The sequence below is a fragment of the Pseudomonas sp. XS1P51 genome (assembly GCF_054897845.1).
The window spans coordinates 1530399-1544713 of record NZ_CM142707.1; the positions used below are offsets into that span (position 1 = coordinate 1530399).

Below are 14315 nucleotides of genomic sequence, written 5' to 3' on the forward strand. Positions count from 1 at the left end.
GTGCGCGGTTTACTGCATGAAACCTTCCATGAACCCCGCCACACCGCTGGCCAGTTTGCGGCGCCACGGCGCGGTGGCCGGGTTGGCCAGGGTCTGGTCTTCGTGGACGAAGCTGCGGATGATCGCGTTGTAGCCGAGCCAGCGGCAGGGTTCCGGCTCCCAGGCCCTGAGGGCGTCGAGACCACCTTGGGGAATGACCCACGGCTGGCGCACCAGCTCGGTGTCGCGCTGCAGAATCAGGTCCGCCAGGGTCCGTCCGCCCAGATTGCTGGCACCGACGCCCTCCCCGCCATAGCCGCCGGACAAGGCGATGCCGCTGGCGTGATCACAGAGCATGTGCGGTTTGAATCGCCGGGACATGCCCAGGTTTCCGCCCCAGGCATGGGTGATCCGTACGCTCTTGAGTTGCGGGAAGAGCTCACCAAACAGATAGCGTCGCAGTTCCACTTCGCTGGTGGTCAAGTCGAAGTCATGGCGCAGCTTGCCGGCGAACTGATAACCGCCCCGTGCGCCGAACACCAAGCGATTGTCAGCGGTGCGCTGGCCATAAGTGACCTGGCGACTGCTTTCGCTGAATGCCTGGCCGCGATTCAGACCGATTTCGTCCCAGGTCGCAGCGGACAGAGGTTCTGTGGCCACGATCAGGCTCTGCACCGGCAACTGATAACGCCCCAACGGCGGCAAGGTGACCGCGTAACCTTCTACCGCCGGTACGATCCAGCGGCTGCGTACCTCGGCTTTCGCCGTGCGCAGACTGCCCGACTGCCAGTGGGTGACCGGGCTGTTCTCGTAAATCCTGACGCCCATGCGCTCCACCGTCCGGGCCAGACCTCGTACCAACTTTGCCGGGTGAATGGTTGCGACGTGCGGTGCATAGATACCGCCATAAGGTTTGACCACTCTGATCTGTTGCGCCAACTGCTCGGGGCTGAGCCAGCGGTAATCGCTTTCGGTCAGGCCCTGGCGGTAGAGCTTGTCCAGGTAGTGCCGCAGGCTGGCTTCCTGTTCTGGATAACGCGCGGCGCAATACAACGCCCCGCCTTTGCGGTAATCGCAGTCGATGCCTTCACGTTCGAGGACAATTTCGACTTCATCAGGAATGCCGTGCAGCAGATCGAAAGAAGCCCGGCGCTGCTCGGGTGGCAAATCGGCAAGCAGGCGATCTTCGCCCAGTATGTTCCCCATCAGCCAGCCGCCATTGCGCCCGGAGGCACCAAAACCGGCGGTCTGCGCTTCTACGATAGCGATGTTCAGGCCGGGGGCCAGGCGTTTGAGGTAGTACGCGGTCCAGAGCCCGGTGTACCCCGCGCCAATAATGGCGACGTCGATATCCAGATCCTGTTCCAGCGCCGGACGCGCCAGCAAGGGCTCGTCGAGCTGATCCATCCACAAACTGATCGTGCGCCACGCCGGCATGCAAGACTCCGCCACTCAAACTTCGATGGCGTTGATCCTAGTGCGCGGCCTCAGCGGCTGTCTTGCGCGCGTGCACGCAAAGAAATTTGTTTGGCGTAGGCCTTCGGTGACAGGCCCGTATGCTGGCGGAAACAGCTGTAGAACGCCGAAAGCGAGTTGAAGCCGGCGGCAAAGGCCAGTTCATCGATGCGCAACGGCAGCGTGGCGCTGTCCAGCGCGGCGAGCAAATGCTGCAACCGCGCCTGGTTAACGTAGCGGTAGAAGCTCTGACCGAGCACCTGATTGAGCAGATAGGAAATCTGATTGCGGCTGTACCCGCACTCCTTCGCCACCCGTTGCAGGTCGAGCTCAGGGTCCAGATAAGGTTGCTGACGCTGAAAATACTGCTGCAAGTCTTCAGCCATGAAACTCAGCTGACGCGGCGACAACCCAAGCCGACTGACTGCCGGGCGTTGGTTGCTGGCGGTTTTGCGGGGGGGCTGCTCATGCATAAGCGAGGCGTATTCGTTGACCCGCCAGATCAGGCCATCACGTACGGTTATCGCCTCGCTGGCCCGGAACGACACCAGCCCTTCGCCGCCGCGCAGGGTGATGCGGTATTGAATGAACGCGGTGTTGCCGTCCAGACGAATACGGTCCGAGTGCTCCAGGGCTTCATCCGGGTCGCGGGGCATGCTGCTGCGCACGTACTCACGCAATTCATCCAGCCCCATCACACGGTTCTGGAAGAAGTCGTTGTATTGAACGTCGGGGTGATACAACGCCATGACACCGTCCAGATCCCGGTGTTTCCAGCGCAAGTGGTAGCGCATGACCGTCTCGCCCGTGGCCTGGGCTTGCAGCGGACCATCATCATCGGCGTGCATAAAGGACTCGACGAGAAAAAGCCGAGCTTGCCGAAGTTCTGCCTCGGCTTCAATGGCGAAAGAATGGCCAAGCAGTACTGGCCATTTGCCGAAAAACCGCCTCGCGGTGACTTGCATCAAAAAAAACTGAACCAATCGCTAAACGGACTGAAAAAAAAACAAGATTTTCACATCTGGATGCTACTTTTAAAGCAGTCACCGGTTGAGCCATTGAAGGCTCTTCCCTCCTAACATGAGCTAACGGAAGCGCTCGATGAAGAAGGCGGGCTACACATGAATAAAGGGTTTAGCAAGGTCACCTTTCCAAACGCCTGCCAGCTGATGCGCTGGCATTTTCATCCCATGGGTTTTGAGGCGAGCATGGACGCCCCGGGCAGCATGATTGCCCGTCTGTTTGACCGTGCCAGTGGCGAGACCATGATCGCCATCGCCGGTATTCCTTGCGCGACGGTCATGAATGCCGCGGATGTGGAGCGAATAATCGAAGCGGTGGAGGATGAGCTTGAGGCTTTTATTCCGCCAGTGGCCCTCAGGAGTTTTGCCTGAAGGCGCAACACTCAACAAAAAGCCCACTTATGTGGGCTTTTTTATGGGCAAGTGTCTCGTCCTGAAGATCGAAAGATCGCAGCCTCGTTTCACTCGACAGCTCCTACATGGGTTTGGCGCTTCCCTGTAGGAGCTGTCGAGTGAAACGAGGCTGCGATCCTTTAAGGTTCACGCCAACGTTTTCCCCTGTCGATGATCGGCAAAAAACGCCTTGCCCTTGCCAATGCGGTCAGACGCCTTGGGCATGTTGGCCGCCTGGGTGTCCTGGCCATCGACATACCAGTAGCAATGACTGACTGCCCGGGTAATACCAACGTACGCCAGTCGCAGAATCTCGTCTTTCTGTGCGCTGTCGTAAGCTTCGCTGTCGCCAGCCTTGCCCAGTCCCGCCATGCGGTAAACCTGATTCTTGTAAGGTGAACTGGTCAGGTGCTGACAATCACCCAGCAGAAACACGGCGTCGGCCTGAAGGCCTTTTGCGCTGTGATAGGTCAGTTGTTTCAACCGCCGGGCGTCGTACGGCAAACTAGAATCAACATTAACTACAGACTTAATATGATCTTCTATCAATAACTTATCGCTACTTTTTCGATAAAGCATCAAGATTGAATCACCCCGTCTGTAATGCTCCATCAAGCGATTCGCCATGCCCTGGTCGTCCCGATCGAGCACATTCACAGGCAGCAACGCCTTCGGCTCGCCACTGGCCTTGGCTTTCTTGCCGGCAATCGCCGGCGCCGCCCGAACGATATGTTCGGCAGCATCGATGATGTGCTGATGGCTGCGATAGTTGTCGCTGAGCATGACTTTGGTCGTGCTCGGCGATGGGAACTCCTTGTTGAACTCCATGAAATACGTCGGCGAACTACCCCGCCAGCCGTAGATCGATTGCCAGTCATCACCCACGCAGAGCAATGACGAACGCTGGGCGGCGCGCCCGACGTGCATGGCGGGGCCGCGACGGCGAATCTCGGCCAGGCTGGCACGAATCCAGGAAACGATTTGCGGTGATACGTCCTGAAATTCGTCGATCATCAGGTGCGACAACGGCCGCAGCAGTTCATCGCTCAGCAGTTTCAGGTTTTCCGGGGAATGCTCGCTGAACAGGGCGAACATCCGGTTGTAGGTCATCACTGGCGGCTTCTGGTCAAGCAGATGATCTTCCAGTGCTCGCCAGAACAGGCTCAAGGCCTCGAAGAAAAACCGGTCCGGATCATCCTTGGCAAAGCTCATCTGGCCCACGGCATTCGGAACATCCAGGCCAAGGTTCTCGATAAACCCCGCTGCGGCGACAAAACAATCCAGCAGCGGCGCGGAAGCAAGCTCGCCCTTGACCTTGTAATCGAAGCCCGGACCCGCGCTGGCATCGCCTGCCAGAGACGCCAATACACGCTTTGACGACTCATAACTATCAAGCCATATCAGTGACTTACGACAGAAAGCTTGAAACAGGGTGCGCTTTACCGCCCACTCCGCGCGCACGCTCAACTTGGCGTTGGGGCGGCTGAGCTGGGGGTTTTCCCGCGGATCGAAACCCAGCACCACCCAGGCATCCAGAGTCGGAATATAGCCATGACAATGAAAGGTGGAACCGTTGATATCGAATGACTGGCGATTGGGCTCGATGCCTTTGATGGGCCAGGCCCCTGCGCGAAACCACAAATCCTCGATGGTGTCGCAGAGTTCTTCATCGCGTTTGGCCGCCAGTTCGGTCACGGCCATACGTTTCTGCACGTCCGGGTGATCGCGCTCCAGCTCCTTGAGTTGCAAGGCGTGGCGGGACAAAGGCTTGATCAGTTCGCGAAAACGCTCATCACGCGTGTGCAGGCTGTGATAACAGGCATTGAGTTGCTGACGCTGCGTGTCGTTGATTCGCAGGTCGAACGGATTGCTGTCGACCTCCTCGTCGCTGCCTTGCACCCGGTTACTGAGGTTTTCAAAGGCTTGCAGGCGCTCAAAACCCGGCAGGCTGCGGACCATCGGCAGGATTCGCGAATGAAAGGTGCGCACCAGATCCCGCGCCTCCTTAAAGCTGAGCGCCCGACCCCAGAGTGCAAACAACTCGATCAACTTATTGATGAAGTCCTTGCGCGACTCCCTGGTAAACGTCACCACGGTCATCGAACTCAACTCAAAGCCCAGATAATGAGTCAGCAGCAAAATGCGCAGCACCAACGTGGTTGATTTGCCGGCACCTGCGCCGGCAATCACCGAAGTCGACGGCGTATCGCTGAAGATCATTTTCCATTGTGCGGCGCTGGGCTGGGCGTGAGGCGCCAACAACCGGGCGACATCGGCCTTCATGCGCTTCTTCACCTCGGCGCTCAAGGGCAGGCGCCAGTCGTCGAACAGATGATCGTCGACGTTGGGCGGCCGGTGCTCGGTGGACCGCGAGTCGCGGATCAGCAATACCTGCCGACCTTCTTCCAGCCCCTCGAGTTTGCCTTCTTTGTAGCCGTAATCCACCCCGGCGCTGTGACCGCTGCGGAAGCCATCGGCTTGCCCATGTAGCCACGACGCACGGTGCTGCGCGCGCAGGCGGGTCAGGCCGTGGCCAAAGAACCTGGCAGCCAGACGCTTGAGCAGTGGCATCTCGGCCAGGGGACGAAGTTCAGGAGGAAGATCGGGGGTGTGTTGCGGCACGCGGACTGTCTCCAGGGTGTGAGGCTGTTGAGGGCTATGGTGTCTGCATTTGCCGTTCAGTTCTAGTGAAATGCTTACAGGTCATTGGCTTATGCGATGAAGTGAAGGCTGGATGAGAAAGTTTCGAGGTTATTTGATATCAGTTAATTCGATTGTATTGAGGCATTTTTTACGCTTTTTATCGATGAGTGCCTGATAGATGATGCTCGCCATTAACCAACCCTTTCCGGAGACGATCATGCTTGAACTCAGACCTTTCACCTCCCTGGGCGGCGCCAACCATGGCTGGTTGGATGCTCATCACCACTTTTCGTTCGCCGAGTACCATGACGCCAACCGCATGAACTGGGGCAACCTGCGAGTGTGGAACGATGACGTGATCGCCTCTGGCACCGGTTTCCCGAAACACCCGCACCGGGACATGGAAATCATCACTTATGTGCGTGAAGGTGCGATTACCCATGAGGACAACCTCGGCAACAAGGGTCGTACCGAAGCGGGCGACGTTCAGGTCATGAGTGCAGGCACCGGCATTGCCCACAGCGAATACAACCTGGAAGCGACCCCGACCAAGATTTTCCAGATCTGGATCATCCCCAACGAATCCGGTCTGGCACCGTCCTGGGGCGCCAAGCCTTTCCCTAAAGGCCAGCGCGAAGGGTTCGTGACTCTGGCCAGCGGCAAGGCTGGCGACGATCAAAGCCTGCGGATTCGTGCCGATGCACGGCTGGTGGCGGCGAACCTGAAAGCCGGCGAGTCCGCCGAGTATCGCCTGGACAATGGCCGCCGTGCGTACCTGGTTCCGGCGACGGGTGTCATTGAAGTCAATGGGTTGCGCGCACAAGCTCGAGACGGCATTGCGATTGCCGATGAGCAGGTGTTGCGGGTGACCGCCATTGAGGACAGTGAAATCGTACTGGTGGATGTGGCTTGATCGGGTAAATGCAGGGCAAAAAAGGGGCGACCATCAGTGGTCGCCCCTTTTGTATACGTAGCCATTGTGGCGAGGGGGCTTGTCGGACCGCCCCGTTCGGCTGCGAAGCAGTCGCAAAGCGGCGCTTGCAATCTGTCTGCAGCATCGCAATGACCGGGATGGGGTCGCTTCGCAACCCAGCGGGGGCAAGCCCCCTCGCTACAGGGCCCTCAATCACTTTGCAGAAATCGCGCTATCCACCAGGGTCTGGGCCTCCGCAACCAGTTGCTTGAGGTGTTCGTCACTGACGAAGCTCTCGGCGTAGATCTTGTAGATGTCTTCAGTGCCCGACGGACGCGCCGCAAACCAGCCATTCTCGGTCATGACTTTCAGGCCGCCGATGGCCTGATCGTTACCCGGTGCGTGGCTGAGGATGCTTTGAATCGCTTCACCTGCCAGTTGGGTCGAAGTGACCTGGTCCGGCGACAGTTTGCTCAGCAGTGCTTTCTGTTCCGGGTTGGCCTTGGCATCGACCCGGACCGAGAACGGTTCGCCCAGTTCATCGGTCAAGGCGCGATAAGCCTGGCTTGGATCACGACCGGTACGAGCGGTCATTTCAGCGGCCAGCAGTGCCGGAATCAAGCCGTCCTTGTCGGTACTCCACACGCCACCATCCTTGCGCAGGAACGACGCGCCGGCGCTTTCTTCGCCACCAAAGCCCAAAGAACCGTCGAACAGACCGTCGGCAAACCATTTGAAACCGACCGGCACTTCGTACAGGCGACGACCCAAACGCTTGGCGACACGATCGATCAAACCACTGCTGACCACGGTTTTGCCCACGGCCGCATCGGCGCGCCAGTGCGGACGGTTCTGGAACAGATAGTCGATGGACACGGCGAGGTAGCTGTTCGGCGCCAGCAAACCACCGGACGGGGTCACGATGCCATGACGGTCGTGATCCGGATCGCAGGCGAACGCCACGTCGAAACGCTCTTTCAAACCGATCAGGCCTTGCATGGCGTGGCTGGACGATGGGTCCATGCGGATCTGGCCATCCCAGTCGACGGTCATGAAGCGGAACGTCGGGTCGACCTGTTTATTGACCACGTCCAGATCCAGGCGGTAATGCTCGGCAATCGCCGACCAGTAGCGCACCCCTGCTCCGCCCAGCGGATCGACACCCAGACGCAGCTTGGCATCGCGGATGGCGTCGAAGTCGATCACGTTGATCAGGTCGGCGACATAGGTATTGAGGTAATCGTGGCGATGGGTGGTGCTGGCCTTCAGCGCCTGTTCGTAGCTGATGCGTTTGACGCCGGCGAGCTTGTTGCTCAGCAGTTCGTTGGCCTTGGCTTCGATCCACTTGGTGATGTGGGTATCGGCCGGGCCGCCGTTGGTAGGGTTGTATTTGTAGCCACCGCTTTGCGGCGGGTTGTGGGACGGCGTGATGACGATGCCGTCCGCCAGGCCCGAGGTACGCCCGCGGTTGTAGCAGAGAATCGCGTGGGAAATCGCCGGCGTCGGCGTGTATTCGTCGCCTTCGGCAATCATCACCGTCACGCCGTTGGCAGCCAGTACTTCGAGAGCGCTGGCGCCGGCCGGCGTGGACAGCGCGTGGGTGTCGATGCCGACGAACAGCGGACCGTCGATGCCCTGGGCTTCGCGGTACAGGCAGATCGCCTGGCTGATCGCCAGAACGTGCCATTCGTTGAAACTCAAGTCGAACGAGCTGCCTCGGTGCCCGGACGTGCCGAAGGCAACGCGCTGGGTGGAGATGGCGGCATCAGGCTGGCCGGTGTAATAAGCCGTTACCAGTCGCGGGATGTCGACCAACAATTCTGCCGGTGCCGGTTTGCCCGCAAAAGGACTGAGTGTCATTGCAAAACCTCTGGAATAGAGTGGTTCAGGAATTGGAACGCAGTTTACTGGCAGTTTGACCATAGCGCGATGTTATCGATCCCAGAGCGCGACGTTATAAATCTCCAGTGGCCAAGGAGGTTTCGCGGCGATGCTCAGTCGAGCGACTCCAGACGCAAGGCATCCCCCAGCAAGCTCAATGCGCCGCCGAGGTCGTGGTCGCCGCCAAACGTATGGCTCAGTCGCAAGTGCTGCGCATGCAGCCCCTGAAGGCTGAACAGTTCTCCCGGTGCGATCACCACATGGTGTTTGAGCAAGCGCTGGAACACCCGACGCACATCAACCTGGCGCAGCGAGCGCACCCAGATCGTCGCTCCGCCCTGAGGTTCGACGAACTGCAAAGCATCGCCCAGACGTTCCTGCAGCAGCTGTGTCATCTGCACCTTGCGGTCCTTGAGCAACCGCCGCAATACCTGAAGGTGCTGGTCGATACGGCCATTGCAATACAACCGTGCGATGGCTTTCTGGCGAATCGGTGACAGACGGAACGAACGCAGCAGAAAGTGCCGTTGCAGTTCGGCGCGGAAATGCCGCGAGAGCAGGTAGCCGTATGGTGCCTCCGGCCCGATGGTTTTCTCGAACGTGGAAAACACGATCAGCCGGTCCGGGTCCAGCAGATCGCGGAACCGCAGGCCATCCGGCTCGAATCCGAGTTCGCCGTAACAGTCGTTTTCCAACACCCAGCTGCCGTGCCGTTCCAGCAACTGCGCGATGGCTTGCCGGTTGTCGTCGGGCGCCAGGCTGCCCCGGGGCATGTTCAACCCGGATGACAGCATCACCAGTCGCACCGGCCTGGTCTCCAGCAGTTCCTTGAGCTGCTCGAGGTCCAGACCGTCGTTGGCTTGCACCGGCAACTCGATCACCTGCACATCCGCTGCCTGGAGCAAACGCAGAATCGTCCAGTCGCACGGCGACTCGACCACCACGGTGGCGTCCTTGAGGCACAGCACGGCAATCAGTATTTCCAGGACACCGCGAAGGTCGGCGCCGATATAGACATCGTCGGCATGCCAGCAGCGCACCGGTGAGCGGGTGTAGCGCGCCGCCAGAGCGGTTCGCAGCTCCAGTTCGCCGCACGGTTGCGAAGGCGCTTGCGGCTGGCGCGGGTACTGGCGCAGCAGCTCTCTTTCCAGCAGCAGCAGCGGACTGTCGAGAGGCTTTAGCAGTGCCGGTTCATCCGCGCTCAAGACCAGCATTCCGGGACGCCTGGCATTGACATAAACGGTTTCGAGCAGGTCATTGCCGCTGCCGGGCGTGTTGATGGTGGACACCGGCAGCGCGTAATAGCCGGACTTGGCGACCGAATAGACACGCCCTTCCTTCTCCAGCAGCGAGTAAGCGTACTGAATGGTCGAGATCGACACGTTCAGACGGTCCGCCAGCTGTCGCAAAGAAGGCAGGCGAACTCGCGTGTCACTGACCGGCTCGTTGATCAGGTGGGTCAGGTAGCGGTAAACCGCCTGATACGCGAAGTCGGTTTCTCGCGGTCCTTTCAACGTCCCGCTGACCATTCACCCGCCACCGCTGCATCATCGCCATACTCGGGTGCTGGGGATTGCACGCCCGCGCCGCCGATTTCCAGGTCAGTCCCTCTGCCCTCAACCCCGCATACCGGGTCCATGCGGTACAGCTGGCCGATCAGGCTGACAGGCAATCCGCTGACGTCGACCATCCATTGCAGAACCTGTTCAGGCACCGGATTGCCCTGCATTGCCCGGTGCAGGTCGGGCATCGCTACCAGCATGCCGGGGTGGCACTGGCGCAGAAACCGCTCCAGCCCCGCCCCCTTGTCGACAAACGGCGCGAAGAGCAGGCACACCAGTTGAGCCTCGCTCAAACCAAGGTTTTTTTGGGCCTCGAGCGCTGCCAGCGCGCGCTGCCCGGCCATCGCCGCCGGGTTACCGAACGCCTCCACCGCCTGCTCGCACAAACGCTCAGGGAGTTGTTTGCGGCGCATCATTACCAAGGCCCGTTGCAGGTATTCGGCGACACCCGCCTCGTAGCTGCGGCCGTGCACGAAACACGCTCGCAACCCCCTGACGTGCGCGGAGACCGAAAGACTGACGTAGTCGTTGTCGCTGAGTTGAGCAGCCAGCTCGTCCGGTTGAAAACCAAGAAACTCGGTGAGCAGCGGCCAACGCTCTTCCAGGTTGCTGACCAGCATGTCGTGAATGTCGATGAACGTGGTGCGGCGGCAGGCCTCAAAGCGTTCGGCGGGCCGCCACTGCGCCTGGTCATGCCCGGCATAAAACGTGCGATAGCAATCGCTGCCCAGTTCGTCGAGCAGCGCAAACAGCCCATCAAAGCCCGTTTCAACGTGATTCGATGGCTGGAACCCGGCCTTGGCGGCGGCACGCTTCAATCCTTCGAGAAAATGCTTCTGCTGGCGGGGACTGTCGCCACTGATAAAAGCGTCGACGCCGCTGTCCCAGCGAGCGATTTGCCCATAGAACTCGCCGGTGGCCAGATACCCGTCGTCCCACAGATCAATCGGCCCGTTCCAGACCCGACGATGGCCCACCATCAGCAGGTTGAACCGATTGGCTTCACGGCCAGCGTCGGAGATTGGTGCCAGATGGCTGAACGGCAAGACTTCCCGATTATCGACCATCAACACTTCGACCCGGGGATCGTCGTAGAGGAACAAGGCACTGTAACTGCGATGGATGTTTTCCAGGGCCTTCGCGCTTGCGCCGTTCAAACGCAAGGACGCCACACGCAACTGGAACGTCGCGGGAGCCCGACCGGCAATGCTCAGTTGGGCGGCACGCAGCAGCGCCAGGGTGTAGCAACTGTCACGGGAGCCGGACTGGATTGCCAGCACCTTGTAATCACCCATACGTTCCATGCCGCCGGCGGCGACCATCAGGCGCTGAATCATCAGCTGCAATGCCGTGCGTTCGGCCCGGGAGAAAAAACTCAGCAAGCGCTGCAGCACTTGCTGATAGACATAGTTCATCGCTTGGTCATGGATATTGGTCATCTTTATTTACCTGATACGCGTAAGTTCGATAGTGCGCAAACAATGACGTGCACTGCGCAATTGATTGTCCATCACGCTTGAAGTGCCGGACTTTATTGCCAAATGCTAACACTTAAGTTTTTGGTAATTATTTGAAATGTTCGATCGAGGCCTGTATTCCAGACGGAGGCAGATCGCCTTGAAACCCGCTGGCACAGGCCTCTTGCGTCTGCGTGCGGCATCCTAGGAAATGTCCGACAGCGTCCCACAGACATGTAGCACAAGAAATAAAGAAAGAAGTTGCCCGTATTTTTTTGGCAACTGCGAAACGACGAACTGTTTGTCGGGTATTTATCAACAATGCGCATTGAAAAGTATCAGCCTGATACCCAGCCATGACTCATTCCTTGAGATGAAAGTAATCATTCAATTATCAGGGCTTACTTGCTGATTAGAAGATACAGATCGAGAGCAAAAACCAGTTCAGTTGCTGAACGGCTCCATCGACAGGTCGACGGAACGTCTCATTTTGGGGAAGGACATAAGCAAAAGAGTCCGTGGGGACACGGACTCTTCAAGGGGGGGTTACGCAGGTTCGACCTGGAGGGCGACCCGTTCGCGGCATGGGCATTCGTCCATGTAGCGGTGCGCTTCGACAAACTCGGAAAACGGGAAGACCCGAGTATTGAGCGGCAGCAGCACGCGGTCGGCGGTCAGCTGGTTGATGTCGCGCAAGGCACGTTGCAGTGCGACCTGGTCCTGGATGATGCCCAGTTCCGGCTTGCCGGTGAAGTTGCCGATGCAGTGCACAAAGAACTGAATGTTCTTCTGGAACGCCGCGCAGGCCGGGAATGGCGTCTGGTTGCCACCTTGCAGACCGTACAGCACCAGGCTGCCACGAGGCGCCAGCACATCGCCGAGCAACGACATTTGCGGACCACCGAGACCGTCGAACACAACGTCCACGCCGCGGTTGTTGGTGATCTTGTTGATCTGCATCAGCAAATCCTGTTCTTCGGTGACGATGACTTTCTCGGCACCCAGGGACAGCAGGTATTCACGTTCTTCCGCTGTTTTGGTGGCGGCAATGACCCGAATACCCAGGGCCTTGCCCAGCTGTACAAAGGACGGACCGGCACAGTGACTGGCGTCGGTCACCAGGGCGAATTGCCCGGGTTTTACCCGTGCCAGATCGACGTAGGCAAAATAGGCGATCAGTAGCGGCGTGTAATGCACGCTGGCTTCGATCGGGCTGAGCACGTCCGGATAGCGGGTCAGCGCCGAGCGCGGCAATACGATCTGCTCGCCGTAGACCGGATAATCGTTGGGGCTTTCTGCCGGGAAACTGGCGACCTTGTCACCGATTTTCAGGTCATCGACGCCCTCGCCGACCGCCGTGACAACGCCGGACATTTCATGGCCAAGGCCTGAAGGCAGACGCGCCTGGGACGGGGCCAGGTTCTGGCGCCAGAGAATGTCGTACCAGCTGATGCCGATTGCCTCGACGCGCACCTGCACTTCGCCCGGTGCAGGCAGAACGGCCGCATGCTCTTCGCATTTGAGCACCTCGGCTGGACCAAACTTGTGAAAACGAATCGTGCGGGACATCGCAAACCTCGCCAAAGAAACCTCTAATGCCCTGAACTCTAGCTGGGCTTTCTACCCAACACTATCAGTGGCTATTAATAGTCGACATGCCTGTCATTGATTCCGCATCGGCGGCAACATCGTCAAATGTCGTAGGAAGCCGTACCAGCCCTGGTAGGAAATCTGAATTACTCGGTGCAGAGTACCAGCCTTTCCCCGTAATATTCATGCCGGCCATTGTTCTCATATGGCCGCTCTCGTCAAGCTTGATGACTCTGCCAGGACTCCAGATGAATCGTAATGACCTGCGTCGTGTCGACCTGAACCTGTTGATCGTTTTCGAAACATTGATGCACGAACGCAGTGTGACCCGCGCTGCGGAGAAACTGTTCCTCGGGCAGCCGGCCATCAGCGCGGCGCTCTCGCGCCTGCGCGGGTTGTTTGATGACCCATTGTTCGTGCGCACCGGCCGCAGCATGGAGCCGTCCGCCCGGGCAGTAGAGATCTTCGCCCTGCTCTCCCCGGCCCTGGATTCGATTTCCACCGCCGTCAGCCGCGCGGCGGAGTTCGACCCGGCCACCAGCACCGCGGTGTTCCGCATCGGCCTGTCGGATGATGTCGAGTTCGCCTTGCTACCGATGCTGCTCAAGCGCCTGCGCGCCGAATCACCGGGGATTGTGCTGGTGGTGCGTCGGGTCAACTACATCCTGATGCCGGGATTGTTGGCGTCCGGCGAGATTTCCATCGGCGTCAGCTACACCACCGACCTGCCGGCGAACGCCAAGCGCAAAGTGCTGCGCCGCAGCATGCCCAAGCTGCTGCGCGCCGACACCGTGCCGGGGCCGTTGAGCCTGGATGATTTCTGCGCCCGCCCCCATGCGCTGGTGTCGTTCGCCGGTGACCTGAGCGGCTTTATAGATGAAGAGCTGGAAAAACTCGGGCGCAAACGGCATGTGGTGCTTGCAGTGCCGCAGTTCAACGGGCTGAGCACGCTGATCAGCGGGACCGATATTGTCGCCACCGTGCCTGACTACACGGCTGAAGCGTTGACGGCGGCCGGTGGTGTGCGGGCTGAAGATCCGCCGTTGCCGGTGCGCAGCTTTGAATTGCACATGGCCTGGCGTGGGTCGCAGGATAATGATCCTGGGGAGCGTTGGTTGCGGTCTAGGATTCAGATGTTCTTCGGGGATCCCGACAGTCTGGCCTGATCCTGATGTTGTATGAGGGCTTCTGGCCCTATCGCGAGCAGGCTCGCTCCCACATTGGATCTGTGGTGTTCGCAAATCCCCTAAGGAAGCGAGCCTGCTCGCGATGGCCACGACTCGATTTCACTCCTTACTTTTGCATCCACAGCAACACTGAATTGTCATCAATTCAATTGATAGCCGCCTAACGACAGGCGCATGCTAGAGGGCTTGCCTGGCGCTTATATCATTCCGAATGATAGTTACCTTCGCTTCAT

11 protein-coding genes are annotated in these 14315 nt (G+C 59.1%); 4 read left to right on the forward strand and 7 right to left on the reverse strand.

Features of this window, described 5'->3' with window-relative positions:
• Positions 1 to 9: 9 nt before the first annotated feature.
• Complete coding sequence (locus ACYZUD_RS07010; RefSeq protein WP_462023268.1) at positions 10 to 1416, reverse strand: NAD(P)/FAD-dependent oxidoreductase; 1407 nt, start codon at positions 1414 to 1416, stop codon at positions 10 to 12.
• A gap of 50 nt (positions 1417 to 1466) precedes the next feature.
• Positions 1467 to 2282, reverse strand: coding sequence for a helix-turn-helix domain-containing protein (locus tag ACYZUD_RS07015; protein ID WP_462023269.1), 816 nt, complete (start codon positions 2280 to 2282; stop codon positions 1467 to 1469).
• Here ACYZUD_RS07015 and ACYZUD_RS07020 point away from each other — a divergent pair.
• Positions 2253 to 2513, forward strand: coding sequence for a hypothetical protein (locus ACYZUD_RS07020; protein WP_462023270.1), 261 nt, complete (start codon positions 2253 to 2255; stop codon positions 2511 to 2513). The genes ACYZUD_RS07015 and ACYZUD_RS07020 overlap by 30 nt on opposite strands.
• A gap of 42 nt (positions 2514 to 2555) precedes the next feature.
• On the forward strand, positions 2556 to 2828 hold the full coding sequence (locus ACYZUD_RS07025) for a DUF1652 domain-containing protein (protein WP_462023271.1): 273 nt from the start codon (positions 2556 to 2558) through the stop codon (positions 2826 to 2828).
• Positions 2829 to 2996: 168 nt separating this feature from the next.
• Here the strand turns inward: ACYZUD_RS07025 and ACYZUD_RS07030 are convergent, their stop codons facing one another.
• On the reverse strand, positions 2997 to 5471 hold the full coding sequence (locus ACYZUD_RS07030; RefSeq protein WP_462023272.1) for a UvrD-helicase domain-containing protein: 2475 nt from the start codon (positions 5469 to 5471) through the stop codon (positions 2997 to 2999).
• Between the two features lie 238 nt (positions 5472 to 5709).
• On the opposite strand from ACYZUD_RS07030, the gene ACYZUD_RS07035 reads away from it, so the two are divergent.
• Positions 5710 to 6405: a pirin family protein gene (locus ACYZUD_RS07035; protein WP_462023273.1), complete on the forward strand. Its 696-nt coding sequence runs from the start codon at positions 5710 to 5712 to the stop codon at positions 6403 to 6405.
• Positions 6406 to 6618: 213 nt separating this feature from the next.
• Here ACYZUD_RS07035 and pgm read toward each other — a convergent pair whose 3' ends face one another.
• The 4 genes from pgm to ACYZUD_RS07055 all read right to left on the reverse strand — a co-directional run bounded on the left by pgm (position 6619) and on the right by ACYZUD_RS07055 (position 12874).
• Positions 6619 to 8265, reverse strand: coding sequence for a phosphoglucomutase (alpha-D-glucose-1,6-bisphosphate-dependent) (gene pgm, locus ACYZUD_RS07040; protein WP_462023274.1), 1647 nt, complete (start codon positions 8263 to 8265; stop codon positions 6619 to 6621).
• Positions 8266 to 8399: 134 nt separating this feature from the next.
• Entirely contained in the window at positions 8400 to 9800 is a 1401-nt protein-coding gene (locus ACYZUD_RS07045) for an aminotransferase-like domain-containing protein (RefSeq protein ID WP_462025197.1), read from the reverse strand.
• On the reverse strand, positions 9797 to 11287 hold the full coding sequence (locus ACYZUD_RS07050) for a hypothetical protein (protein WP_462023275.1): 1491 nt from the start codon (positions 11285 to 11287) through the stop codon (positions 9797 to 9799). Before ACYZUD_RS07050 ends, ACYZUD_RS07045 begins: the two co-directional genes overlap by 4 nt.
• Positions 11288 to 11851: 564 nt before the next feature.
• Positions 11852 to 12874, reverse strand: a complete 1023-nt coding sequence (locus tag ACYZUD_RS07055) for a zinc-dependent alcohol dehydrogenase family protein (RefSeq protein ID WP_462023277.1) — start codon at positions 12872 to 12874, stop codon at positions 11852 to 11854.
• 269 nt (positions 12875 to 13143) lie between these two features.
• On the opposite strand from ACYZUD_RS07055, the gene ACYZUD_RS07060 reads away from it, so the two are divergent.
• Positions 13144 to 14061, forward strand: a complete 918-nt coding sequence (locus ACYZUD_RS07060; protein WP_462023278.1) for a LysR family transcriptional regulator — start codon at positions 13144 to 13146, stop codon at positions 14059 to 14061.
• The last annotated feature ends 254 nt before the right edge of the window (positions 14062 to 14315 follow it).

Bases quoted from the DNA above. Each gene is read 5' to 3' on its own strand.
- ACYZUD_RS07050 (WP_462023275.1), bottom strand. From the start codon at position 11,287: ATGACCAATATCCATGACCAAGCGATGAACTATGTCTATCAGCAAGTG.
- ACYZUD_RS07025 (WP_462023271.1), top strand. From the start codon at position 2,556: ATGAATAAAGGGTTTAGCAAGGTCACCTTTCCAAACGCCTGCCAGCTG.
- ACYZUD_RS07060 (WP_462023278.1), top strand. From the start codon at position 13,144: ATGAATCGTAATGACCTGCGTCGTGTCGACCTGAACCTGTTGATCGTT.
- pgm (WP_462023274.1), bottom strand. From the start codon at position 8,265: ATGACACTCAGTCCTTTTGCGGGCAAACCGGCACCGGCAGAATTGTTG.
- ACYZUD_RS07055 (WP_462023277.1), bottom strand. From the start codon at position 12,874: ATGTCCCGCACGATTCGTTTTCACAAGTTTGGTCCAGCCGAGGTGCTC.
- ACYZUD_RS07010 (WP_462023268.1), bottom strand. From the start codon at position 1,416: ATGCCGGCGTGGCGCACGATCAGTTTGTGGATGGATCAGCTCGACGAG.
- ACYZUD_RS07035 (WP_462023273.1), top strand. From the start codon at position 5,710: ATGCTTGAACTCAGACCTTTCACCTCCCTGGGCGGCGCCAACCATGGC.
- ACYZUD_RS07015 (WP_462023269.1), bottom strand. From the start codon at position 2,282: ATGCACGCCGATGATGATGGTCCGCTGCAAGCCCAGGCCACGGGCGAG.